Raw genomic sequence first — 23982 nt, forward strand, 5'->3', positions numbered from 1 at the left:
AATGCACTATCTTGGGCAGTGCCGTAACCTGCCTCGCAGTCGTCTGCCACTGGAAAGCCAGTTAGCTGCCGGATTAACTATTCCGGAACAGTCGATATGCATACTGCACCATAGCGACGAGATGACTCTGCTTGCGATATCCGACTCGCTGCGATTAACACAAAGTACCGTCAGCTTCTTCTGGCAGCAACTGAGCAACAGTCCTCTGTATTTGCTGGCTTTAGAGTCTCTGCCGTCAACCCCTCTGGCAGATTCTATCGAGGATATAAATCAGTGGCTGCAGCAATTATTAGAGTACAGTCTCCAACAACAGGCGTCTGACATTCACCTGGAACCTCAACAGTCCGAATGGCGCATACGCTTGCGCATTGCCGGGCAGTTAATTACTGCGGTTAAGTTAAATTCTGAGCATGGTAAGCAATTATCGGCGCGTATTAAAGTGCTGGCAGATTTAGATATCACTGAACATTTTCAGCCTCAGGACGGCCGTTTTTCTGCACGACCGACAGACGGACAGTCGCGCGACTTTCGAGTCAGCTGCTGCCCGGTTATTAATGGTGAAAAGATTGTTATTCGCTGTTTAGGCACACTGACTAAATTACCCTCGCTCTCACAACTCAGTTTCAGCAGCCAACAGCTACTCTGTATTGAACAAGCGTTAAAACAGTCGCAAGGTCTTATTCTAGTCACCGGACCTACCGGCAGCGGTAAGACCTCGACGTTATATTCAATGCTACAACGGCTTAACCCCCGTGAATTAAATATATGTACGGTTGAGGATCCCGTCGAAATTCGCTTTGACGGCATTAACCAGGTACCCGTTAACCCACGTAGACAGCTGACTTTTGCCAGCATCCTGAAGACTCTTTTACGACAAGACCCGGATGTATTACTGGTCGGTGAGATTCGGGATGGAGAAACGGCGCGTGTTGCTCTGCAGGCGGCACAAACGGGGCATTTGGTATTGGCTACTTTACATACCAATAGCGCTATCGACAGTATTGTTCGACTGCGAGCATTGGGTTTGCCTGAAGACGAAATTTTTAGTGCATTATCATTACTGATGAGCCAACGACTACTCAGAAAGTTGTGCAGCAATTGCAGCGGAAAAGGTTGTCATTCATGTGACAATGGCTATTTGGGCCAGCTCGCTATATTTGAAGTTATTCCCTGCCTTAACCAAGGCCATAACCGCACTCTGACGGCGAGCAACTTAGCGAAGTACCTGCAGGCTCGAGAATTGCCAACTCTATATCAACATGCGCTCGAGCACGTAACCGCGGGCAGAACCTCCAGAGCTCAGGCAGGACGATTAATCGATGAGTAGGATAACCAGGGTAAGCGGTTTCTCATACCAACAACGAAAGTTATTGGTAGACGCCTTACAACAGCTCGCGGTGTTATTAAGGAGTGGCTTATCGCTAAGTTCAGCACTTAGTATTGCAAAGTCCCAATACCGGCAGCCACTAGTGCTGCGCTGTTTAACCGCAATGCACCAATCGATTGAACACGGACAAAGTATGAGTTCCGGCTTGCGACAACTGCCGCTGAAGCTACCTAAGGGGTTAACCGGCTATCTTGATTTAGCGGAACAAAGCGGACGACTGCCGGAAGTATTGGATAATTTAGCCATTGAGTTTTTTCAGTCTGACCGCCAGCGCAACCAACTACGGAAGGCGTTAAGGTATCCCTTAATCGTGTTGTTCGTCGCCATCGCCGTCAGCGCTTTATTATTAATTTGGGTGCTGCCTCAGTTCACCGCGTTATTTGCAGACACCCAGCTGCCAGCGCTGACTCGCTATTTACTGGCTGGTTCCGATTGGTTACAGCATTACGGCTTACAACTTTTAGTTGTCAGCGGCGGAGCTATCGCGGTTATTTCGGCCATTAAAATGCGTCTACCAAAACTGTGGCAAACGTTTTTACTGAAACTCCCTGTGGTCGGCAAGCTGTTGGAGTTATCTCGGTTACAACAGATCTTCTTGCGGTTGAGTTTAACACTTGCCTCCGGTATGCCGGCCCTGAGCGCCATTGAACAGGTTAAGCAATCCAGTTATTGCTATTTAACCCAACAGCAGCTGACAATATTGCAACAATCAATTACTAATGGTGAAGGTTGGTGTCAGGGGTTTGAGCATTTGGGTATTAATCACCCGTTAATCGCCGCGTACCTAAAAACCGGCGAACAAAGCGGGCTAATGAGCGACATGATGAAAAACCTGGCTACTCACTTAAGTGCGCAACTTAGTGCCCGCGCCGAACAATTAACAAGCCTTGCAGAGCCCTTGCTGATGCTGTTGTTAGGGGGCATTATAGGGCTATTGCTATTAGCTATGTATTTGCCCATTTTTAACATGGGTCAGCACATTACTTAGGACTTTTTCATGGATCTGATATATCAAGCCGGAAGCTGGCCCGCTGCCTTTGTTGGACTATTGTTAGGGGCTGCTATTGGCAGTTTTCTAAATGTGGTTATCGTGCGTTTGCCAAAGCAATTACAGCAACAATGGCAACGCGAATGTGCCGAACTAAACGGTCAGCCGCTGAACCAACAAGATCGTTTTAATCTCGCCTACCCAGGTTCTCACTGCCCACAGTGTAAAGCCGCTATTGCGTGGTACGACAATATTCCATTGCTGAGTTATTTAGCGTTAGCCGGCCGCTGTCGACATTGCCGTCAGCCAATTACCAAACTTTATTGGGTTATCGAGCTATTAATGACCTTAATCTTAGGTTATGCCGCCTGGCTTCTCGGGCTTGGCCTGCCGTTCGTAGTGGTCGCAACTGCAGCCAGCCTGTTACTCTGCATGACGGTGATCGACACGCAACATAAATTGTTACCTGATCAACTCACCTATAGTTTGTTATGGCTCGGTTTATTGTGGTCGCTCAGCGCTGATTCTGCGGTAACCCCTGGAACGTCGATTGTTGGGGCTGCGGTTGGCTATTTGAGTCTATGGACCGTATTTTGGGCATTTAAATTGATTACCGGAAAAGACGGGTTAGGCTATGGCGATTTTAAATTACTCGCCGCTATCGGAGCCTTTACCGGCGCTACCTTATTGCCGGTTACCATCTTAGCAAGTTCGCTAGTCGGGGTTATCGTGGGTTTAATTGCCTTGGCTAAAAAGGGCCGCTCAGAGCCTATTCCCTTTGGTCCGTTTTTAATCGGCGGGGGACTCATCAGTTTCTTTTACGGCGAGGCTTTACTGCACAGCTATTGGCGTTGGTTGGGGATGTAAGGTGATGAGCGCTTACGTGATTGGATTAACCGGTGGTATCGGCAGCGGCAAATCTGCGGCTTCCGATTTTCTGTCGACTAAAGGTATTGATATTATCGATGCTGATATCGTTGCACGTGAAGTTGTGGCCCCCGGAAGTGAATGCTTACTTGCTATCAAGAACCGCTTTGGTGATGACGTTATGATGGCTGACGGTGGTCTTGATCGAAAAGCACTCCGCGATATTGTGTTTTCCGACGAACAACAAAAACAATGGCTTAACCAATTACTTCATCCGGCCATTCGCACACGTATCCTACAACAACTGGAAGCCAGCCGTTCTGCTTATGTGGTGTTGGCGGCTCCGCTACTGCTGGAAAACGGTTTAGATCAGTATTGCGATCGGGTACTGGTGATTGATATCCCGGAGTCCTTGCAAGTCGCAAGAACCGTAAAACGCGATAACAGCGAACCGCAACAGGTGGAAGCCATCATGGCAGCCCAGCTTAATCGGTCACAACGACTGCAAAAGGCAGATGACGTAGTTGTTAACGACGGCGATCTTGATAATCTGCACCAACAATTAAACCAGCTCGATAAAAACTATCGATTGGCTGCAAATCGTTCCGGTTAAATTGGCTCTTCCATTGCACCGAAACCACATTCCGTTATCATATCGGTTATCTAATGAATATTGAGAGTTTGGATGTCGAGCGCAAGTCAATCCGTTATCTATGAGTATCCGTTGCAGGAGCGTTTTCGTACCTACCTGCGCCTAGAGCATAGCTTTAAGCAACTGCAGTCAACTTTGGCTATCGCAGAGGATCAGTCACACGATTGGCAGCAGACGATAGAACCCCGGTACGAAGCATTTTTTAATGCATTGTTTGCTTGTCAGGAATTAGTCGAGCGCAGTGATATTCGTACCGAGCTAAGTAAAGACTTGGAACAGCAGCGGGTATCAATGAAGCAGTGGGAAAAACACCCACAAATCGATCAAACTGCGTTACAAGGTGCGTTGCGCAGCATTGTTCACGCTAGTGAAAGCTTACAGCAATTGCCTGCAGAGCTGCGACAACTAAAGGCCGATCGATTTTTAGCCAGCATTAGAACTCGACTTGCACAGCCCGGCATCAGTGGGCTGTTTGAGTTGCCACAATTGCAACTCTGGTTAAATCAACCAGTCGCTGATGCTATGCACCAGTGCCAGCAGTGGTATCAGTCGTTGCAGCCTCTGGCAGCGGCAATTGAACTGCAACTGGAATTGACCCGACAGCAAAGTGAATTTACCAGCACTACAGCAAAAAATGGTTTTTGGCAGGAAAGCTGCGAGCCATTAGCTATGCTCAGGATTAAAGTGCCTAACTCGGCTGGCTGTTACCCAGTGGTTAGCGGCCATAGACAGCGCTTTACTATTCGCTTTATGCAATTACCAACCGATAACGATGAGCAGACGGATGCCAGCAGCGACGATTTGAGCGTTGCCATAGCCCGCTGCCAGCTGTTGTAATTATTTAACTGTTAAACGACAAGAAGAAGGCGTTACCAATGTCGATTACTGTGTCTTGCCCCACCTGCCAAACTGAAGTTGAATGGTCTGAAAACTCACCCAACCGGCCCTTCTGCAGTGAGCGCTGTAAGCTTATTGACTTAGGAGAGTGGGCGAACGAAGAGAAATCAATCCCCGGTGAACCCGCTGTTATACCAGAGCAGGAACCCGGCAATGACGACCATTATGGCCAAAGCTAGTAGTTATTTAGGGTATCCATAAGGCGTTCAACGATAGGCTGGTTTGCGTCAGGAAACTGGAATGCATCCAGTTGTGCAATATCAGCCCAGAGCCATTGCTGACCTTCTAACTGCTCTACTTGCCCTGAATATTTTAATACCCACCAGACATCCAGTAATACACGTTTGTCCTGGTATTGGTGTTCGACCACGGTTAGCGGTGCACTATCCAGAACTTCGATATTGCACTCTTCTTTCAGTTCGCGCGTTAGCGCCTGTTGTACCGTTTCGCCGGGCTCTACTTTACCACCAGGAAATTCCCACTTGCCTCCCTGGTGTTGCTCAGGAAGCCGCTGCGCAATAAAAATCTCGCCTTTTTCGTTTCCTATAACCCCAACCGCGACATGCACGGTTGGGGATTTACTGTGTACATCGTTCATTGTTTATATTCTGTTAAAGTTTGCCATGGCAATGTTTGTATTTTTTACCTGACCCACAAGGGCAAGGTTCATTACGTCCAACTTTGGGCCCGCGTTGCGCCGGTTGCTGCTGAGCCGTTTCATTATTGTCTGACGACTGTTGCTGAGTGGCGCTTGCCTGCTCATGCTTGAATTCACGCGGAGCGCTGTCCGCAGCCTTACGCTGCTCATCAACCGCATCTACATCTTCAGGCGCTCGTACTTTAACGCGACTTAGAATCGTCACTACGTCAAGTTTTAGGTTTTCCAGCATTTCACTGAATAATTCAAAAGCTTCACGCTTGTATTCTTGCTTTGGATTCTTCTGTGCGTAACCGCGCAAATGAATACCCTGACGCAGGTGATCCATAGCGGCTAAATGTTCTTTCCAATGTTGATCCAAGCTTTGTAGCATTATCGACTTTTCGAAACGACGCAGAACTTCAACACCAACCATTTGCTCTTTGTCAGCGTAGGCACTGACCAGAGATTCGAGCACCCTTTCACGCAATACTTCTTCGTGGAAGTGGTCGTCTTCGTCAAGCCACTGCTGTAATGGTAGCTCAATATCAAAGTCGGCTTTTAAGCGTTCTTCCAGCGCCGGTAGATCCCACAACTCAGCCAGCGACTGTGGTGGTACATATTCGCTAATGACGGCATTGACGACGTCTTCACGAATCACTTGAATGGTTTCTGAAATATCGCCTTCATCCAACAGTTCATTACGTTGCTCGTACACAACTCGACGCTGGTCATTGGCAACATCATCGTATTCCAGTAGTTGCTTACGAATATCGAAGTTGCGACCCTCGACCTTGCGCTGTGCGTTTTCTATCGCACGGGTTACCCACGGATGTTCAATCGCTTCGCCCTCTTTCATGCCCAAACGCTTCATCATTGACGCCATTCGGTCAGAAGCGAAAATGCGCATCAGCGGATCTTCTAACGATAAGTAGAAGCGAGAGGAGCCCGGATCACCCTGCCGGCCTGAACGACCCCGAAGCTGGTTATCGATACGACGTGATTCATGACGTTCGGTACCGATAATGTGTAATCCTCCGGCTTCGATAACCTGGTCATGCAATTGCTGCCAGTCTTGCTTTATCTTATCAATTTTTTCATTGTCCGGATTCTCAAGCTTTTCAACTTCGGACATCCAGCTACCACCAAGCACAATGTCAGTACCTCGACCAGCCATGTTAGTAGCAATCGTAACCGTACCAGGGCGACCTGCGTCGGCGATAATATCCGCTTCGTGGGAGTGGAATTTTGCGTTCAGTACTGCATGCGGGATCTTTTTCTTTTTCAACAGCCGTGACAACAGCTCCGAGTTTTCAATCGATACAGTACCCACCAACGTTGGACGGCCTTTTTTACGACATTCTTCAATGTCCTCGGCAATGGCCTCGTACTTTTCTTGAGTGGTCAAATAGATAAGATCGGCGCGGTCGTCCCTTACCATTGGCTTATTAGTTGGTATAACCACAGTCTCCAATCCATAAATGGATTGGAACTCAAAAGCTTCAGTATCTGCAGTACCGGTCATTCCCGCCAGTTTATCGTATAAACGGAAGTAATTCTGGAAGGTAATAGAAGCCAGCGTCTGGTTTTCATTTTGAATATCAACGCCTTCTTTAGCTTCTACCGCCTGGTGCAAGCCTTCTGACCAACGTCGGCCTTCCATGGTACGCCCGGTATGCTCGTCGACAATAACGATTTTGCCGTCTTTAACGATGTAATCAACGTCTTTTTGAAACAGGTGGTGAGCGCGCAAAGCGGCATTAATATGGTGCAGCAGCGTAATGTTACCCGCCGAATAAAGCGAGTCATCATCTTCAAGCATGCCACGTTCTTTCAGTAACCCTTCAATATGCTCTTGCCCGTGTTCGGTTAAGTGCAACTGTTTGGCTTTTTCATCAATGGTAAAATCGCCGTCGCCTTTTTCTTCTTCAGTGTCTTCCTTTTCCTGCTGCGTAAGCAAAGGCACCAGCTCGTTCATCTTGATATACATCTCTGAACTGTCTTCTGCTGGCCCTGAGATGATTAACGGCGTACGCGCCTCATCGATTAGAATTGAATCAACCTCGTCCACCAACGCATAATACAAATCTCGCTGTACCCGGTCTTCTGGGGCAAACGCCATGTTATCGCGCAAGTAGTCGAAGCCAAATTCATTATTGGTACCGTAGGTAATATCGGCTTGATAAGCGGCTTTTTTGTCTTGCGCAGCCATACCCGGAATATTAAACGCAACAGTCATTCCTAGAAATTCAAACAACGGCTGGTTAAATTCAGCATCTCGTTTTGCCAGATAATCATTCACCGTAATAATGTGAACGCCTTTACCAGCCAGCGCATTCAAATAAGCAGGCAGGGTTGCGGTTAAGGTTTTACCTTCACCCGTCTTCATCTCGGCAATGCGATTTTCGTCAAGCACCATGCCGCCAACCAGCTGCACGTCAAAGTGTCGCATTTCGAACACCCGGCGACTCGCCTCACGCACTGTGGCAAAGGCTTCAACCAGTAAGCTCTGAAGCGTTTCACCTGACTCCAGACGCTTACGGAATTCCGCGGTTTTGTCCTTCAACTCGGCATCGGATAATGCTTCGAACTCCGGTTCAAGTTGATTAATTTGATGAGCTTTCTTGTGCAGCGCTTTCAGAATACGATCGTTGCGACTACCAAATACTTTTCGAAACAAACTGCCTAGCATGAGAAAGGAATTTCCTGTTTTACAATATGAGCAACAAAAGCGACGTTTATTACTTTGACGTCGCCCACGTGTTAAAGCGATTTATTAATCATTTAACTTTCGATAAACAAACTGGTTTGGGTCAATCTGTTGGCCGTTTCTTAACACCTCATAATGCACGTGAGGCCCGGTTGAACGTCCTGTGTTGCCCATTTCAGCGATATGCTGTCCGCGAGTAACCACGTCGCCAACCTCGACCAGGATATGATCATTGTGCCCGTAACGAGTCTTTAACCCACCACCATGGTCAATTTCAATCAATTCGCCATAGCCCCAGCGTTCGCCGGCCCAGGTAACGACTCCGGCACCAGTGGCAACAACTTTTACGTCTTCCGCATAGCTCGCAAAGTCCAGCCCTTTATGCATTGCCGGCGTTCCATTAAATGGATCTTTGCGCACACCATATTGCGATGAAAGCCAGCCATCTGAAATCGGTCGCCCCGCAATATAACTTGCATTACTGACATTGTGATTCATCATCACCGATTCAAGTAGCGATAGCTGTTTTTGTTTGTCCGAAATATGCCCTAGTAGCCGGTCAATTTCGCCTAACACATCACTCCCTGATGCTTTCGGCAATTCAGCTACTGTTGCTTCCGGACCCCCCAAAGGAACGTCGGGATTGAAATCAAATTCGCCATTAGTCAAGTTAGCCTTTTCAGCCAAACGCTCACCTAATGCATCCAGTCGACGTACCTGCGCTCTCAGTTCGCCAAGATACACCGTCATAGCACCCAGTTTTTTCTCGGTTTGTTGACGAATTTCCGCCACCGCCGACTCTTGCATCGCTAACTTACGCTGTTCGCCAGTTATTTTCTGTTGCGCCAGCTTCGGGTCAATCCCCTGGTATTCCCAAGGTGACCAGGCCGCAAGTGCAACCACACTGGCTAAGCCTAAATAAGAGAAGAACCGACGCCGGGTAAGACTGAAATGAAAACGTATTTTTGAGCCTCGGTAAAAGACTGATAAACTCATGTAATCTCTCTTTTATGGGTCGTTTAAGCGGCTAGCCGATAATGAATAATAAACCCAAGACACCAAAACAATGGATGCGAACTCGGGTTCAACCTCAAACACAAACTTTGCAACACTATGCACAGTTTGCCGCTCAACTAAAACAATGGCAACTGTTGTTTCAACGAGTCGCCGGGCGACCCCTTGCTGACCATTGCCAATTGCTCAACGTCCGCGATAAAAAGCTTATTGTAAAAGCCGACGCGGCCACTTGGGCGACGCAGCTTAAGCTAAAACAAAACGCCATTATAACGCATTTCCAACAAGATGCGATGATTGCGATTAATCAGTTAGAAGTGACTATTAAACCACCATCGGACAAAGACGCTTACGCGCCGACCCAGCAGCTATCACGCAGAGAACGAATACTTAAGTTGGCGGAAAATAGCGAAGAACCGTTACGCTCGGAGTTACTAAAGTTAGCGGAGAAAATGTGGTAACCCGCGACTGATTCGCGGGTTATTCACTGTTTTGCGGGGTTATTAAGCCAGACTTGGCGCCCAATAGGTGATCGGCGACTGTGCTTGCTCGTCCTCAAAAGTGACGAACTCCCAGGCGTGCTGTTGCTGCAACAATTCCTGCAACAAATGATTATTCAGCGCGTGGCCCGATTTAAAAGCACGTAAATGCCCTAAAATACTGTGCCCGCACATGTATAAATCGCCAATGGCGTCCAGCATTTTATGTTTAACAAACTCGTCGTCATAACGCAGGCCATCGGTATTTAGTACCCGAAACTCATCTAACACCACAGCGTTATCAAAACTACCGCCTAATGCAAGATTGTTTTTACGTAAGTACTCAATATCCTTCATAAAGCCAAAGGTACGCGCACGGCTTATTTCTTTAATAAAACCGTTGCTACTAAAGTCGATAGAAAACTGCTGACCGGTTTCGGCGATCGCCGGGTGATCAAAGTCGATAGCAAAATCAATACGGAATCCATCATGGGGTAGCAGTTCCGCCCACTTGCCATCTTCTTCTTCCACCCGGATTGGCGACTTGATGCGAATAAATTTTTTCGCCGCTGACTGTTGTTCCAGGCCCGCACTCTGTAGCAGGTAGATAAAAGGGTGCGAGCTCCCGTCCATAATCGGAATCTCATGCGAGTCTACTTCGATAATACAGTTATCAACACCCACGCCAGCCAGGGCAGCAAGCAAGTGCTCAACCGTAGATACACGAACATTCTGTTCGTTGATCAGACACGTACACAGCTGAGTATCCCGCACCCAATCAGCGCGCGCAGGGATATCTACAACCGGGTCGAGATCGACACGGCGAAATATTAACCCAGTGTTCGCCGGCGCAGGGCGTAACGTCAAATTGACCTTATTCCCTTTATGCAGACCAACCCCTGTGGTTGAAATCGCTTGTTTCAGTGTCCGTTGTCTTATCATCTGTTTAACTCACCTAAATCAACATTCGTCAGCGTTGACGTCAACGCGGCCGCATATTATACGACATTTGTCATGGTGCAAGCAAATTCTGCCTGTTTTTTCACCATTAATCGACTTGCTTGCGCAAAAATGCTGGAATATCCAGATAATCCAGTTCTTTTTCTTGTTGTTTTTTGGCCGCGGGCTTACGCGCAGGCTCTGCCTGAGTGTCCGCCTGTGATTCTTCGACTTCCTCATAACGAGGCGCTGCAGCACTGCGATCCAAATCAGCTCGATAGCTTGGTTGCGAGTCGCGCTTATTACCCTGAGCATTATTTACCAAGGAGATATCCGGCTTGCGCTCCGCTCCAATACCAGTCGCTACGACAGTAACTCTTAATTCATCAGACATTTCGGTATCAATAACAGTTCCCACAATAACGGTGGCATTATCAGAGGCGAAAGCTTTAACAGTATTACCTACTGTCTCAAACTCATCGATGCTCATGTCCATACCAGCTGTGACGTTTACCAGTACGCCACGCGCTCCGGATAGATCAATATCCTCCAATAACGGACTGTTAATTGCCATTTCTGCTGCTTCCTGAGCACGATCTTCACCGCTGGCAACACCAGTACCCATCATCGCTGTTCCCATCTCTTTCATCACAGCGCGAACGTCCGCAAAATCGACGTTAATCAGTCCAGGTCGCGTGATTAATTCGGCGATGCCTTGAACTGCACCCAGCAATACATTGTTGGCAGCGCTAAAGGCATCCAGCAATGAGGTTCCTTTGCCCATTACCTTCAGTAGCTTTTCGTTTGGAATAGTAATTAGCGAATCGACGCTTTGTGCTAACGCATTGATTCCTTCATCAGCCACAGCCATGCGTTTTTTGCCTTCGAAAGGAAATGGCTTGGTTACTACCGCCACGGTCAAAATGCCCAGCTCTTTCGCCAGTTCAGCAACCACTGGCGCGGCGCCAGTTCCGGTACCACCGCCCATACCCGCGGCAATAAACACCATATCGGCGCCTTGCAGTTGTTGTTTTATATTTTCACGGTCTTCTTCCGCCGACTGCCGGCCTATTTCCGGATTGGCTCCAGCTCCCAGCCCTTTGGTGATATCACCACCCAGTTGAATGGTCACATCGGCTGTATGATTACGCAGAGCCTGAGCGTCAGTGTTAGCTGCAATAAACTGCACGCCTTCGATTGACTCTTTTACCATGTGTTGCACAGCGTTACCGCCGCCACCACCAACACCAATGACTTTTATGACGGCTTCGCTTTCGTAATTATCCATCAGTTCAAACATAATATTTCTCCCTACCTGCTTTTCTTATTGTGCTACCCCAGCGTTAAAACTCACCTTTAAACCAGCTTTGCATTTTTTGCCAAAGCCCGATCACGTCAGTTTTGTTGCTTTCTTTTTGCACTGCCGTCGCACTCTCCTGCCCATACCGTAACAGGCCGACCGCAGTCGCATAAACCGGATCCTCTACATAATCTTTTAAGCCTTTTACATTGAGTGGCTTACCGACGCGCACTGGCATCTGAAAAATTTCTTCGGCAAACTCAACGCAGCCCTGCATCTTTGCACTACCGCCAGTAATTACCACCCCTGCGGCAATTTGCTCATCCAAACCACTTTGCTGAATCTCATCGCGCACCAGTTCAAACAACTCTTGATATCTGGGCTCCACCACTTCTGCCAGGGTGTGACGAGACATCATTCTCGCCGGCCGACCGCCAACCGATGGTACTTCAATGGTGTCTTCCATACTGACCAGCTGCCGCAAGGCGCAGGCATGCTGTGTCTTTATCTGTTCAGCATGATTGGTCGGTGTTCTGAAAATTTTTGCAATATCACTGGTTACCTGATTACCAGCTGCCGGTATAACTGCTGTATGCCTTAGCACGCCGCCCGCGTATAGGCAGATATCGATGGTACCGCCGCCCATATCGACCAGCGCAACACCTAAATCTTTTTCATCCTCGGTCAACACCGAAATGCTTGAAGCAAGCGCGGAGAATATCAGTTTATCAACTTGCAGTCCGCAACGTTCGACCGCTTTAGTGATATTCTTTGCCATGTCGTTAGCACAAGTAATAATGTGCACTTTAGATTCCATTCGGACACCCGACATTCCAATCGGGCTGCGAATACTCTCTTGTGAGTCGATCACATACTCTTGCGGCAGCACATGTAAGATACGCCGCTCTTTAGCGATAGGTACTGAACGTGCAGCATGAATCACACTATCAACGTCGTCCTGCGTTACTTCCGCCTCATTAATTGGCACCATACCGCTCTCGTTTTGGCAGGAAATATGCCGCCCTGAAATATTCAAAAAGACCGAGGCCACCCGGCAGTCAGCCATTAGTTCAGCTTCATCAACTGCCCGTTGTACTGATTGCACAACCAGGTTTAGATCATTTACACCGCCTTTATCCATACCACGGGCAGTGGTTACACCAACACCAACCACACTAATTTCATCGTCCGGTAATAGTTCTCCAATCAGCGCAGTCACCTTGCTGGTACCGATATCAAGCCCTACTACCATTTGTCGTTCTGTTGCTTTCGACATACCTAATTAGCTCTCTTTTTCATTGGGTTCGCGCCAGCTAACTGCCGCTCCGGTGTCGTAACGTAAATCCACACTGTCAATTACTTGTTGCTGACTGTTTTGATGCTTTTTAATCTGCGGTAAAACATCAATAAACCGCTTAATTCTCTCTAATGTTGCTTCCCTGCCCAGCTTAAGCTCAATGCCGTTGGCCAGCACCGCACTTACCGCAAATCGCTGGGTTAAACGCATCGCTCTAACTTCAAACCCATTCACCTGTAGCATTTGCTGCAAGTTATTAAACTGTTCCAGCGTCGCCTGTACGGCATCTTCCGGTCCAAAAAGGTAGGGTAGCGGCTGCGCCAACTGCTGTTTATCGATTGGCGCTTTAAATACCTTTCCTGCTGCCGTTACCAGCCGATCACTATTCCAGTAAGCAAGCGGCTCTCTTTCTGTTACATGTACCGCCAGCCGGTCGGGCCAGACCTTGCGTAACGACACCTTTTCTACCCACGGCAACTGTTCAACGCGTCGCCTCAATTGGTTAACGTCGGCGGTAAAAAAACTGCCCATGTCGCCTGCTGTTAACGCTTGCCGAATATCCTGGTCACTCAATTGCGTTAACTGTCCCTGCACATTCAACCGCGCCAGCGGTACTTGTTGTTCGTCTTTTAGTACCTCTACTAACTGCATAATACCTATCAGAAAGCCGATAACAGTTATCACACAGGTCAGTAGTCCAAGCCAAAAATTCCAGCGTTTTAACGGCTGCCGTTTCGCCTGGGCGTTCATTACGACTCCAACGTCTGCGCCAGTATTTTTTCAACCAAGGCAGCAAAGCTGTCGCCGTTCGCGCGCGCCGCCATCGGCACCAAACTTTTTTCAGTCATTCCCGGCACCGCATTTGCTTCTAATAAATACCAGCCACCGTGCTCATCCCGCATCGCATCAATTCTGCCCCACCCCTTGCAACCAAGGGCATTAAACGCCTTTAATGCTAATTGTTGTAAGGTCGTTTCATCCGCTGTTGATAAGCCCGACGGACAGTGATACTCGGTATCTTGCGCTTGATACTTAGCTGCAAAGTCATAAAATTCATGCGTGGTCTGCAATCGGATCACTGGTAACGCCTGTTCAGCAAGCAGGCCGACCGTATACTCCTGACCCACAATCCAGCGTTCAATCAATACCTGCTGATCGTAATTAAACGCCATTTCCAGTGCCTGGGTTAACTGCTCAACGCTATTAGCAACACTCATCCCTATTGATGAGCCTTCATTGGCCGGCTTGACGATCACTCTGCCACCAAGACGACGCAGAATATCGACACTGTCAATGCTTGAGATCTGCTGCGGCTCAACGCTCACGCTTTCCGCAAGCGGCAGTCCTAGCGCTTGCCATATTTGCTTGGTTCGTACTTTATCCATCGCCAACGCACACCCCAAAATGCCGCTGCCGGTGTAGGGTATTTGCAATGTTTGCAATGCGCCCTGAATACTGCCGTCTTCGCCACCGCGTCCATGTAGCGCAATAAATACCCGATCGTACTGCTCATTCAGTAATTGTTGTAACGGTTGCTCGGCTGGGTCGAAAGCCGATGCATTAATACCTAAGCTCCGCAGCGCCGTTAACACAGCCTGACCCGACTTCAGCGAGACCTCGCGTTCGGCTGAGTGGCCTCCCATCATAACGGCGACTTTTCCATAGACTGCTTGGCTCATTCCGAATCCTCGCGCTGCAATACGTCAAACGCCAGGCGTTTTGCCAACGCCCCAATATCGCCAGCCCCCTGCGTCAATAACAAGTCATTCGGCAGCAATACATCACCAATTACCTCTACCAATTCGTCTGGAGAGCTGACATAAACAGGGTCAACCTGGCCGCGTTGCCGAATCGAACGGCTTAGTGAACGACTATCGGCCCCACTAACCGGTGTTTCACCGGCACCATAAACTTCTAACAACAGCAGGGTGTCGAGCTGCGACAATACATTGACAAAATCTTCGTACAGATCTCGAGTGCGCGAATATCTGTGCGGCTGAAATGCCATGACCAGTCGCTTATCCGGCCAGCCTTCGCGCGCCGCTTTAATGGTTGCTTCCACTTCGGACGGGTGATGTCCATAGTCATCAACTAGCATCACCTGACCCGCTTGTTTTTGTGCTTCAGACCACTGCACAGGAGTAAACTGACCATAATGCTGAAAGCGTCGTCCGATCCCTTCGAACTTATTAAGTGCTGCCTGTACTGCCTCGTCTGACAAGCCTTCGTCGGTAGCCACTGCCACCGCGGCCAAAGCATTCAAGACATTGTGCCGACCTGGTAGATTAAGCATCACCTCGAGCGGCTCACGCCCTTCGCGTAATACTTTAAAGTGGCTCTGCCCGGCATCTTGATAATAATCAACAGCGCGAACGTCAGCCTCTTCGTTAAACCCGTAGGTGATTGCCTGCCTACCGATGCGTGGTATTAAATCTGCCACTACCGGGTCATCGGTACACATCACTGCCAGACCATAAAATGGCAAGTTATGAAGAAACTCGACATAGGTATCCAGCAATTTATTAAAGTCACCCTCGTAAGTATCCATATGGTCGGCTTCGATATTAGTCACCACCGCGACCATTGGCTGCAGATGTAGAAAGGACGCATCACTCTCATCCGCTTCCGCAATTAAGTATTTACTATTACCTAGGCGCGCGTTGGAACCTGCCGAGTTTAGCAGCCCGCCGATGACAAAAGTGGGATCCAACTTAGCTTCCGCGAAAACACTGGCCAATAACGATGTTGTCGTTGTTTTACCATGTGTTCCTGCTACTGCCACACCGTGCCGAAAGCGCATTAACTCAGCTAACATTTCTGCCCGGCGAACCACTGGCAAACGCAGTTCCTGTGCAGCGATCAACTCGACATTGTCCGTTTTGATGGCGCTTGATACGACCACCACACTGGCTTGCTCGATATTATTTTCACGGTGCCCAAATACCACTTTCGCACCTAGCTGCGTCAGTCGCTCAGTGTTGGCATTCTCAGCAATATCGGAACCGGAAATACGGTAGCCCTGGTTCAACAACACTTCAGCGATACCGGCCATACCGGCGCCGCCAATACCAATAAAGTGAATACGCTTGACCCGACGCATTTCGGGCACGTTCACTATGGTAAAAGGCTGTTCGCTGTTTGCTGTTGTTTGTGTCATTTTATCTCACCCACTACGCTGCCTTCTGCTGCACAGCATTAATACATATCTGCGTCACTGTGTCGGTCGCCTCGGGGCTACCACACTGACGTGCGAAGCGCGCCATTTTCCACAGTTGTTCAGGTTCTTGCAACAGACTTTGCAACTGCTTTGCAAGTCTCTCTGCCGTAAGTTCCTGTTGGGGCATCAAGACCGCTCCACCGGCCGTTACCATTGCGCTGGCATTAGCTGTCTGATGATCATCCACAGCATGGGGCAACGGCACAAAAATGGCTGGCTTACCCAGCACCGCTAATTCCGAAACCGTCAGCGCGCCCGCGCGGCAGATAACCAGATCGGCCTGTTGGTAAGCAGCGCCCATTTGATCGATAAACTCGACCACCTTAACCTGATGCTGAGTGCACACCTGATAAGCATTCTCGACCTGTTGCCGGTTACCCTCACCAGCCTGATGCATCACCCTTACTGCTTGATCTAGCTGTGCCAGGGCCTCTGGCACAGTGTCGTTTAACACCTTGGCACCGAGACTTCCGCCAACCACTAATAAGTTAACCGTTGGTTCGGTTTGCGCGTGTTGTTGACATTCCGCCGCCAGTTTTAATACCTCTTTGCGCAAAGGGTTGCCGGTTAGCTGAGCCTTTTTGATCGGCTTTTTAACTAAGGGCAGCCCCAGCATCACTATATTTGCAAAGGGTGCTAATAAGCGCGTGGTCAAACCTGGTACGGCATTTTGTTCATGTACAAGCAACGGCAATTTTTTTAGCCTTGCGGCAATACCAAGTGGTGCACAGACGTAGCCACCAAAAGTGATGACAACATCTGGCTTAATTGTTCCCAACAACTGTCGACACTGGCGTACCGCCTGAGTCAAAATCCAAGGGGCTTTAACCATACGGGCCAATCCATGCCCCCGTACTCCGGTCATTGTAATTTTATGCAGTTCAATGCCTGCAGCCGGCACTACCCGTGACTCTAGCCGGCCTTCCTCGGTACCAAGCCAGGCAACTTGCCAGCCTTGTTCGATTAACCGCTCGGCCACCGCTAAAGCAGGAAACACATGGCCGCCAGTGCCGGCGGCGGCAATTAGCGCTGTTGGCATTATTCGGCCCCCCCTCTTGGAGTGACTTTACGCCCGCTCATCCGGCGCTCGTGGTCGATTCTTAACAACAGACCCACCGCGAGTGACGACACCACAATACTGGTCCCTCCGTAACTAACCAGCGGCAGTGTAAGGCCTTTGGTCGGAAGAGCACCGGAGGCTACTCCGATATTGACGAACGCTTGGATACTAAACCAAACTCCAATGCCGTAAGCGAGGTATCCTCCGTAGCGCTGGTTTACCTGCAAACAGCGGCGGCCAATAATCAGAGCCCGAGTTACCAGCATCAACACTAACGCAATAACAGCAACCACGCCCAAAAAGCCCAGTTCTTCGGCAACCACCGACATAATGAAGTCAGTGTGAGCTTCTGGCAGGTACTGCAATTTTTGTATGCTATTGCCCAGCCCTAAACCACTAAATTGCCCTTGCCCGAACGCGATCAACGATTGCATCAATTGGTAGCCCGCGCCGAACGGATCCTTCTCAGGCTCCATGAAGGTCAACATACGTTGCATCCGGTAGGGTTCGACGATAATCAACAGAATTAGCGCCAGCACACAGGTAAGAAATACCATAAAGAACTGCCAGAGCTTCGCGCCCGCTAAAAACAGCATCGCAATGGTGGTGGCTGACATAACCGCAACGGTTCCAAAGTCAGGTTGCATCAACAGCAACACAGCAGCAATGAACAGCAGCACCATTGGCTTGATAAAGCCTTTAGTCGCTTCGCGCAGCTCGTCTTCACGGCGCGCTAAGTAACTTGCCATATAAATATAAAAAAATAGCTTCGCCAGCTCCGCGACCTGCACTGTGATGGGCCCGACTTTTATCCAGCGTTGCGCACCGTTTACTGAGTGTCCCACGACCAGTACCGCCAGCAATAGTGCTAAGCCTAATAGTAAGAGCTTACCGCTATGCTGTTGCCATTTTTCGGTCGGCACTGCCAGAGTTGCAAGCATGACCAGCAGTCCAGCCATCAAATAAATGGTATGCCGAGCGGCAAAGTAAAACGGGTTACCCGTGAGTTTTTCTGCCGTTGGCAGCGACGCCGAGGTCACCATGATAAAACCGAACGCCATTAGCGCGATAACCAAGGTCAGTAACACTCGGTCGTAAAGACTATTGGAGAAGCCCGGCCATAACCAGTCAAACACTTGTCTGAACGGTGACGGGTTGCCGTTTTGTTGGATCCCGAGATTCAGTTGCTGCTCATGCGCTTTGTTCATAAAGCGCCTCCACTGCTTGACTGAAACACTCGCCACGATGCTCAAAATTATCAAACTGATCAAAGCTGGCACAGGCAGGCGACAGCAAAACCATATCACCCGGCTCTGTCAGACTTGCGGCAAGTTTGACTGCCTCGGCTAAACTGCTTAACTGGCGTGAACCATTAAACGGTTGGCCAATTAAAGGCCCGTCCTGCCCAATCGTCAGCAACACATCAACTTGTTTTAACGCATCGCCAAGTAAACCAAAGTCAGCATCTTTGCCAACCCCCCCGGCAATCAGCAATAATCTGCCGTTAACTACAGGGCGCATGCCATTGATTGCCGCCTCGGTTGCGCCAATATTAGTCGCTTTCGAATCATTGACCCACTTAACGCCATCGCGCTCAGTGATTAGCTGACAGCGGTGCGGCAACCCAGTAAAGCCGGCTATGCGACGCGCGCCTTCTAATACCGATACTCCCAACCCTTCAGCCAAAGCCAGTGCTGCCTGCACATTCAGCAGGTTGTGTAGCCCCTGTACTGCCAATTGGTGAGCTCCTATTAGCAGTTTGTTATTAAACGTTATCCAGGTTTCCTGTTCATGCTGCTTTAAACCAAAACCCGTTTCACTGGAGGAGCTTCCGAAAGTCACTGAAGCCTGACAATCAGCAGGCCAATAATTAGATTGTTCGCGATTAAGCACCAGTTTCCGTGCGCCGAAATAAATTCTTTGCTTAGCCGCAGCATAGTCAGCGACGCTGTCGTATCGATCCAAATGGTCCGGACTGACATTTAGCACGGTAGCAGCTACTGGGTTCAATGATTCCAGCGTTTCTAACTGAAAACTGGAGAGCTCCAGCACGTATGCATCCGCTGCTTCAGCTAACGCATCCAGCACCGGCAGACCAATATTGCCTGCGGCCAATGCGTTGATATGCCGCTGTTGAGCAATATATTCGACCATCCGCGTTACTGTTGACTTGCCGTTCGAGCCGGTAATCGCGACGACTGGCTTAGTCACATGCTGAGCAAATAATTCAACATCGCCGATAATAATGACGCCAGCTTGTTTGGCTAACTCTATTGACTCAGCTCTAGGATCAATACCAGGACTGATAACCAATACATCCGCAGCCAGCGTGTCCTCTAACAACCAATCCCGACAGTGGACATGGTTAGCTCCAATTAATTCTTCTGCCTGAGCTGCCCCAGGCGCTTGTGGACGCGAGTCCATAGCGCTAACAATAAGATCTCCCGAAGCAACGCGAGAAGCAAATTGACGACATAAAAAACGCACAGCAGACAGTCCGGACTTGCCTAAGCCCAGTACCGTTACATGCTCTACGTTTTGCCAGTCAATTGCTGCCATAATTACTTTTTCCGTTGCTTATCGAAGTTTTAACGTCGCCAGACCGATCAATACAAAAATGAGTGACAAGATCCAAAACCGAACAATCACCCGAGGCTCTGGCCAACCCTTCAATTCATAATGATGGTGGATAGGTGCCATGCGAAAAATTCGTTTACCACGTAACTTATAAGACCCAACCTGCAACATGACGGATATTGTCTCCATGACAAACACACCGCCCATAATAAACAGCACCAGCTCCTGCCGAACTAAAATAGCGATCACACCCAGGGTCGCTCCCAGCGACAAGGAGCCAACATCGCCCATGAACACCATTGCTGGATAGGTGTTAAACCAAAGGAAGCCGAGGCCCGCACCCACTATTGCGGCGCATACCACCAGCAACTCACCAGAAAGGGGCAAATGCGGGATTTGCAAATAGTCCGCAAAATTAATATTGCCCGATGCGTAAGCGAATACACCCAGCGCACCCGCCACCATGATGGTTGGCATTATGGCCAAACCATCCAGCCCATCCGTTAAATTAACCGCGTTACTGGTACCAACAATCACAAAGTAGCCCAGTAATAAATACATCAATCCCAGCTGCGGCATCACCTCTTTAAAAAACGGCACTAATAACGACGTTTCAATCGGCATGCTACTGGTCCAATAAAGATAAACGACGGCCACAGACGCTATCACCGACTGCCAAAAATACTTCCATTTGGCGATCAGTCCTTTCGGGTCTTTGCGAATCACCTTGCGATAGTCATCAACAAAGCCAATTAGCCCAAATCCGGTGACTACAAACAAAACCACCCACACGTAGCGGTTACTGAGGTCTGCCCATAACAACGAGGAGCTGACAATAGCGACCAGAATTAACACTCCACCCATTGTTGGCGTGCCGGTTTTACTCAAATGACTTTCAGGGCCGTCATCACGGACCGTTTGTCCAATCTGCAAGCGTTGTAACCTTGCTATCATCCAGGGGCCCAGCCACAGGGATAAAATTAATGCACTGAGCACACTTAAAATAGCGCGTAACGTAAGGTACGAAAATACGTTAAAAGCGCTTTCAAACTGTGTCAGGTACTCAGCCAGCCAAACTAACATGCGTGTCTATCCTCCCGCTGTGTCGGTTGTATATGCTCTTTTAGTGCAGCCACCACTCGCTCCATGTGAGCAGAACGGGAGCCTTTAACCAACACTGTGACCGGTTGTTGTTGCTGGTGTTGTGTAATAATCTGTAAAACTTCTTCAACGACGTTCTGTAGCGACGAAAAATGCTTGCCGCCACGGCCGTTAAATACTTCGCTGGCACTTTGACTAAGTACCCCCAAGGTAAATAAGTTATCGATATCCTGCTCTAATGCATAGGCGCCTATCTCCTCATGATAAGCTCTGGCATCGGCACCTAACTCTCCCATATCCCCCAGCACCATTATCCGGTAACCCTGATACCCAGACAGCAGTTCCAACGCTGCCTTGGTCGAGGCAACACTGGCGTTATAGGTGTCATCAATAAGCCGTACTTTGTCATTGAGCTTGAAGGTTGTCAGTCGTCCGGCGACTGGGTGCAGTAACTGCAACCCGTTAACAATATCTGCTATACCAATACCAAGTTCATAGGCTGCGCTGCTGGCGGCTAGTGCGTTCAGTACGTTATGTTTACCAGTCAGCTGCAAGGCGACATCGGCTTGTTGACCAAATAGATGCAGGCAAAAACGAGCTTTACCGTCCTCATCAAGCTCAACCTTACTGGCATAAACATCGGCGCTGTTGTCCATGCCAAAGGTTTGTAACCGCTTACCCTCGCGATTACGTTGCCAACACGGAAGAAACTCTGAGTGCGCCGTGGTAATTGCTAACCCTTCGTCTGATAAGCCCCTAAAGATTTCGGTTTTTGCCCGGGCAACCCCTTGCAGCGAACCAAAACCTTCAACGTGAGCTGCACTGACATTATTCAATAGCGCGACATCCGGCTTGGTTAGCGCTGTGGTATAAGCGATTTCGCCAGGATGATTGGCGCCTAATTCAATCACTGCGTATTGATGAGCCCGCGTCAGACGCAACAGTGTTAGCGGAACCCCGATATCATTGTTAAAGTTACCTTGAGTCGCTAATACTTGATGCTGCTGAGACAAGATAGATGCCAGCATTTCTTTTACGGTCGTTTTCCCATTGCTACCGGTAATAGCGACTGTTTTAGGGGCTACTTCAGCTTTGACCGCCGCCCCCAGTTGGCCAAGAGCATAGCGTGTGTCTTCGACGACTAACTGCGGGATATCAGTCGCCACCGGGTGACTACAGATAACCGCTCTTGCTCCCTGTTCACTGGCTTGGTCAATAAAGTCGTGAGCATCAAAATTATGCCCTCGCAGGGCGATAAACAAAGCGTCGGTTAAGTCATCCCGCGTGTCTGTACTAACTTTATCAATCATCACAGCTGAAGCATCGTGTGTACCGACAACTTCCGCTCCAAGCTGTTCTGCTATCCACTGCAAACTAACGGTAATCATTTGCAATCTCCCCGCAGCCATTCGGCTACTATTGCACGCTCATTGTAATCAACCTGTTCGGTTCCGATCACTTGATAGTCTTCATGGCCCTTTCCTGCCAGCAACACAACATCCTCTTTGGCAGCTCTGGCAATGGTATCCAGCACGGCTTGCCGACGCCCCTGAATGACCCGTGTATCTGCTTTATTAACAGTGCCGGTCAAAATGTCTGCGATTATTTGCTGAGCAGGCTCCGTACGAGGATTATCGTCGGTTACCACCACATTGTCGGCGTATTCTGCAGCTACCTGTCCCATTTGGGGACGTTTACCCCGGTCGCGGTCGCCACCACAACCGAACACGCACCATAACTTACCCACACAATGCTTCCGCAAAGCCGTTAAGACTTGCTGCAAAGCATCGGGAGTATGAGCATAATCGACGACAATCAATGCCGACTTTGAATTTTGAAATGCTTCCATCCGACCAGGTACCGGCTGCAAGTGTGCGCAAGCTTCAGCCAACTTTGGTAGCGAGTATCCCTTGCTCAGCAGAATTCCAAGTGAAGTCAGTAAGTTGTAAACATTGAACTGACCAAGCAGCGTTGATTTCACCTGTACCCGTTGCTCTGATGATGAGTCTGTCGGCCGGTAACAAACATCGAACACCGTGCCGTCGGCATGATATTCAATCGCTTGGGCAATTAGCGATGGTGACCGAACCTGGTCAGATAGTCCCGTTGCTAACGCGTGTGGGTAATCGTCTAACCACGGTTTCAATAACGCATCGTCCGCGTTAATAACCCGCTGGGTCGGCTCAAAATCGACAAAAAGCCGATGCTTAGCGGCCACATAATTGTCCATGGTCCCGTGATAATCCAGGTGATCCCGGCTGATATTTGTCGCTGCTACAACACTGAATTCGAGCGCTTCGACACGGCGTTGAATTAAAGCATGTGACGAAACTTCCATGGCGATAAGCTGAGCACCTTCGGCCACCAAAGTAGACAGTCTTTGTTGCACGGTCACAGCGTCTGGAGTGGTATGTTTTTCCGGTAGCAAGCGCCCAATCAAGCCACTGCCGGTTGTGCCGATAACCGCGGCTTCATCGCCTAATATTTTTGCGAGCTGCGCAGTAATATGGGTAACTGACGTTTTCCCATTGGTACCTGTCACTCCGACCAGTTGTGTGCGGCTGGCCGGATGGTCGAAGAACCCCCCTGCGATCAGTGATAACTGTTCTTTTAAGGCTGGCATTGTTATTACCGGGACACCTGCTTTAAATTCGACAGACACTGAATCCGCTTCTGCCAAAATCGCACTTGCACCGCTACTGATAGCGTCATCAATATAATGCCGACCATCGGTTAGGTAGCCAGGAACAGCAACAAATAAGTCGCCATTAGCAACCTGTCTGCTATCTAATTTTATACCGGTGATATTCACATCCGGCAGTGGCTTATGCACCATATTAAGAATCTGCGTTAGCAACAT

The 23982-nt window shown here is 49.1% G+C and carries 22 protein-coding genes; 7 read left to right on the top strand and 15 right to left on the bottom strand.

Annotated features, from left to right (window positions below; all coding sequences use genetic code 11):
• Window position 1 precedes the first annotated feature (1 nt).
• From CWI81_RS06965 to yacG, 6 genes are all read left to right on the top strand, one after another.
• Window positions 2-1327, top strand: a complete 1326-nt coding sequence (locus CWI81_RS06965; RefSeq protein WP_198678654.1) for a GspE/PulE family protein — start codon at window positions 2-4, stop codon at window positions 1325-1327.
• Window positions 1320-2375 (top strand): type II secretion system F family protein, encoded by a 1056-nt coding sequence (locus tag CWI81_RS06970; RefSeq protein WP_126784596.1) that lies wholly within the window; start codon window positions 1320-1322, stop codon window positions 2373-2375. The genes CWI81_RS06965 and CWI81_RS06970 overlap by 8 nt, the downstream gene beginning before the upstream one ends.
• A 9-nt stretch (window positions 2376-2384) precedes the next feature.
• The gene (locus tag CWI81_RS06975; RefSeq protein WP_126784597.1) at window positions 2385-3242 is read left to right on the top strand and encodes a prepilin peptidase; all 858 of its coding nucleotides are present in this window, start codon (window positions 2385-2387) and stop codon (window positions 3240-3242) included.
• A 4-nt stretch (window positions 3243-3246) separates the two neighbouring features.
• Window positions 3247-3855, top strand: a complete 609-nt coding sequence (gene coaE, locus CWI81_RS06980) for a dephospho-CoA kinase (protein ID WP_126784598.1) — start codon at window positions 3247-3249, stop codon at window positions 3853-3855.
• 72 nt (window positions 3856-3927) lie between these two features.
• Complete coding sequence (gene zapD / locus CWI81_RS06985; protein ID WP_126784599.1) at window positions 3928-4731, top strand: cell division protein ZapD; 804 nt, start codon at window positions 3928-3930, stop codon at window positions 4729-4731.
• Between the two features lie 38 nt (window positions 4732-4769).
• Window positions 4770-4970, top strand: coding sequence for a DNA gyrase inhibitor YacG (gene yacG / locus CWI81_RS06990; protein ID WP_126784600.1), 201 nt, complete (start codon window positions 4770-4772; stop codon window positions 4968-4970).
• Here yacG and mutT read toward each other — a convergent pair.
• From mutT to CWI81_RS07005, 3 genes are all read right to left on the bottom strand, one after another.
• On the bottom strand, window positions 4967-5389 hold the full coding sequence (gene mutT, locus CWI81_RS06995) for an 8-oxo-dGTP diphosphatase MutT (protein ID WP_126784601.1): 423 nt from the start codon (window positions 5387-5389) through the stop codon (window positions 4967-4969). The two genes, yacG and mutT, sit on opposite strands and share 4 nt — an antisense overlap.
• Window positions 5390-5402: 13 nt before the next feature.
• Window positions 5403-8120 (bottom strand): preprotein translocase subunit SecA, encoded by a 2718-nt coding sequence (gene secA / locus CWI81_RS07000; protein ID WP_126784602.1) that lies wholly within the window; start codon window positions 8118-8120, stop codon window positions 5403-5405.
• An 84-nt stretch (window positions 8121-8204) separates the two neighbouring features.
• Entirely contained in the window at window positions 8205-9134 is a 930-nt protein-coding gene (locus CWI81_RS07005; protein WP_126784603.1) for a M23 family metallopeptidase, read from the bottom strand.
• Window positions 9135-9175: 41 nt separating this feature from the next.
• Between CWI81_RS07005 and CWI81_RS07010 the strand changes: the two genes are divergently transcribed.
• Window positions 9176-9613 carry a DciA family protein gene (locus tag CWI81_RS07010; RefSeq protein ID WP_126784604.1) on the top strand — a complete coding sequence of 146 codons (438 nt, stop codon included), beginning with the start codon at window positions 9176-9178 and terminating at the stop codon, window positions 9611-9613.
• A 42-nt stretch (window positions 9614-9655) separates the two neighbouring features.
• On the opposite strand, the gene lpxC is transcribed toward CWI81_RS07010, so the two are convergent.
• The 12 genes from lpxC to murE all read right to left on the bottom strand — a co-directional run bounded on the left by lpxC (window position 9656) and on the right by murE (window position 23982).
• On the bottom strand, window positions 9656-10573 hold the full coding sequence (lpxC, locus tag CWI81_RS07015) for a UDP-3-O-acyl-N-acetylglucosamine deacetylase (protein ID WP_126784605.1): 918 nt from the start codon (window positions 10571-10573) through the stop codon (window positions 9656-9658).
• Between the two features lie 106 nt (window positions 10574-10679).
• The gene (ftsZ, locus tag CWI81_RS07020) at window positions 10680-11870 is read right to left on the bottom strand and encodes a cell division protein FtsZ (protein WP_126784606.1); all 1191 of its coding nucleotides are present in this window, start codon (window positions 11868-11870) and stop codon (window positions 10680-10682) included.
• A gap of 43 nt (window positions 11871-11913) precedes the next feature.
• Complete coding sequence (ftsA, locus tag CWI81_RS07025) at window positions 11914-13146, bottom strand: cell division protein FtsA (RefSeq protein ID WP_126784607.1); 1233 nt, start codon at window positions 13144-13146, stop codon at window positions 11914-11916.
• Between the two features lie 6 nt (window positions 13147-13152).
• Window positions 13153-13917: a cell division protein FtsQ/DivIB gene (locus CWI81_RS07030; RefSeq protein ID WP_126784608.1), complete on the bottom strand. Its 765-nt coding sequence runs from the start codon at window positions 13915-13917 to the stop codon at window positions 13153-13155.
• Window positions 13917-14846, bottom strand: coding sequence for a D-alanine--D-alanine ligase (locus CWI81_RS07035; protein WP_126784609.1), 930 nt, complete (start codon window positions 14844-14846; stop codon window positions 13917-13919). The genes CWI81_RS07030 and CWI81_RS07035 overlap by 1 nt, the downstream gene beginning before the upstream one ends.
• On the bottom strand, window positions 14843-16324 hold the full coding sequence (gene murC / locus CWI81_RS07040) for a UDP-N-acetylmuramate--L-alanine ligase (RefSeq protein ID WP_126784610.1): 1482 nt from the start codon (window positions 16322-16324) through the stop codon (window positions 14843-14845). The genes CWI81_RS07035 and murC overlap by 4 nt, the downstream gene beginning before the upstream one ends.
• 13 nt (window positions 16325-16337) lie before the next feature.
• A complete protein-coding gene (murG, locus tag CWI81_RS07045; protein ID WP_126784611.1) occupies window positions 16338-17423 on the bottom strand; it encodes an undecaprenyldiphospho-muramoylpentapeptide beta-N-acetylglucosaminyltransferase in 1086 nt (361 codons plus the stop codon).
• The gene (gene ftsW / locus CWI81_RS07050) at window positions 17423-18652 is read right to left on the bottom strand and encodes a cell division protein FtsW (protein WP_126784612.1); all 1230 of its coding nucleotides are present in this window, start codon (window positions 18650-18652) and stop codon (window positions 17423-17425) included. Before ftsW ends, murG begins: the two co-directional genes overlap by 1 nt.
• Window positions 18636-20003 carry a UDP-N-acetylmuramoyl-L-alanine--D-glutamate ligase gene (gene murD, locus CWI81_RS07055; RefSeq protein WP_126784613.1) on the bottom strand — a complete coding sequence of 456 codons (1368 nt, stop codon included), beginning with the start codon at window positions 20001-20003 and terminating at the stop codon, window positions 18636-18638. Before murD ends, ftsW begins: the two co-directional genes overlap by 17 nt.
• Before the next feature lie 18 nt (window positions 20004-20021).
• Window positions 20022-21104, bottom strand: coding sequence for a phospho-N-acetylmuramoyl-pentapeptide-transferase (gene mraY / locus CWI81_RS07060; RefSeq protein ID WP_126784614.1), 1083 nt, complete (start codon window positions 21102-21104; stop codon window positions 20022-20024).
• Entirely contained in the window at window positions 21098-22510 is a 1413-nt protein-coding gene (locus tag CWI81_RS07065; RefSeq protein ID WP_126784615.1) for a UDP-N-acetylmuramoyl-tripeptide--D-alanyl-D-alanine ligase, read from the bottom strand. The genes mraY and CWI81_RS07065 overlap by 7 nt, the downstream gene beginning before the upstream one ends.
• Complete coding sequence (gene murE, locus CWI81_RS07070; RefSeq protein WP_126784616.1) at window positions 22507-23982, bottom strand: UDP-N-acetylmuramoyl-L-alanyl-D-glutamate--2,6-diaminopimelate ligase; 1476 nt, start codon at window positions 23980-23982, stop codon at window positions 22507-22509. The genes CWI81_RS07065 and murE overlap by 4 nt, the downstream gene beginning before the upstream one ends.

The organism is Idiomarina seosinensis (genome assembly GCF_003987275.1).
GTDB lineage: Bacteria > Pseudomonadota > Gammaproteobacteria > Enterobacterales > Alteromonadaceae > Idiomarina > Idiomarina seosinensis.

What these genes read in the sequence shown, in the direction of transcription:
- ftsW (WP_126784612.1), bottom strand. Translation starts at nt 18,652, where the DNA reads ATGAACAAAGCGCATGAGCAGCAACTGAATCTCGGGATCCAACAAAAC.
- yacG (WP_126784600.1), top strand. Translation starts at nt 4,770, where the DNA reads ATGTCGATTACTGTGTCTTGCCCCACCTGCCAAACTGAAGTTGAATGG.
- mraY (WP_126784614.1), bottom strand. Translation starts at nt 21,104, where the DNA reads ATGTTAGTTTGGCTGGCTGAGTACCTGACACAGTTTGAAAGCGCTTTT.
- ftsZ (WP_126784606.1), bottom strand. Translation starts at nt 11,870, where the DNA reads ATGTTTGAACTGATGGATAATTACGAAAGCGAAGCCGTCATAAAAGTC.
- CWI81_RS06970 (WP_126784596.1), top strand. Translation starts at nt 1,320, where the DNA reads ATGAGTAGGATAACCAGGGTAAGCGGTTTCTCATACCAACAACGAAAG.
- CWI81_RS07010 (WP_126784604.1), top strand. Translation starts at nt 9,176, where the DNA reads ATGAATAATAAACCCAAGACACCAAAACAATGGATGCGAACTCGGGTT.
- mutT (WP_126784601.1), bottom strand. Translation starts at nt 5,389, where the DNA reads ATGAACGATGTACACAGTAAATCCCCAACCGTGCATGTCGCGGTTGGG.
- murC (WP_126784610.1), bottom strand. Translation starts at nt 16,324, where the DNA reads ATGACACAAACAACAGCAAACAGCGAACAGCCTTTTACCATAGTGAAC.
- lpxC (WP_126784605.1), bottom strand. Translation starts at nt 10,573, where the DNA reads ATGATAAGACAACGGACACTGAAACAAGCGATTTCAACCACAGGGGTT.
- CWI81_RS07035 (WP_126784609.1), bottom strand. Translation starts at nt 14,846, where the DNA reads ATGAGCCAAGCAGTCTATGGAAAAGTCGCCGTTATGATGGGAGGCCAC.
- zapD (WP_126784599.1), top strand. Translation starts at nt 3,928, where the DNA reads ATGTCGAGCGCAAGTCAATCCGTTATCTATGAGTATCCGTTGCAGGAG.
- secA (WP_126784602.1), bottom strand. Translation starts at nt 8,120, where the DNA reads ATGCTAGGCAGTTTGTTTCGAAAAGTATTTGGTAGTCGCAACGATCGT.
- CWI81_RS07005 (WP_126784603.1), bottom strand. Translation starts at nt 9,134, where the DNA reads ATGAGTTTATCAGTCTTTTACCGAGGCTCAAAAATACGTTTTCATTTC.
- CWI81_RS07065 (WP_126784615.1), bottom strand. Translation starts at nt 22,510, where the DNA reads ATGATTACCGTTAGTTTGCAGTGGATAGCAGAACAGCTTGGAGCGGAA.
- CWI81_RS06965 (WP_198678654.1), top strand. Translation starts at nt 2, where the DNA reads ATGCACTATCTTGGGCAGTGCCGTAACCTGCCTCGCAGTCGTCTGCCA.
- murG (WP_126784611.1), bottom strand. Translation starts at nt 17,423, where the DNA reads ATGCCAACAGCGCTAATTGCCGCCGCCGGCACTGGCGGCCATGTGTTT.
- CWI81_RS07030 (WP_126784608.1), bottom strand. Translation starts at nt 13,917, where the DNA reads ATGAACGCCCAGGCGAAACGGCAGCCGTTAAAACGCTGGAATTTTTGG.
- CWI81_RS06975 (WP_126784597.1), top strand. Translation starts at nt 2,385, where the DNA reads ATGGATCTGATATATCAAGCCGGAAGCTGGCCCGCTGCCTTTGTTGGA.
- coaE (WP_126784598.1), top strand. Translation starts at nt 3,247, where the DNA reads ATGAGCGCTTACGTGATTGGATTAACCGGTGGTATCGGCAGCGGCAAA.
- murD (WP_126784613.1), bottom strand. Translation starts at nt 20,003, where the DNA reads ATGGCAGCAATTGACTGGCAAAACGTAGAGCATGTAACGGTACTGGGC.
- murE (WP_126784616.1), bottom strand. Translation starts at nt 23,982, where the DNA reads ATGTTGCTAACGCAGATTCTTAATATGGTGCATAAGCCACTGCCGGAT.
- ftsA (WP_126784607.1), bottom strand. Translation starts at nt 13,146, where the DNA reads ATGTCGAAAGCAACAGAACGACAAATGGTAGTAGGGCTTGATATCGGT.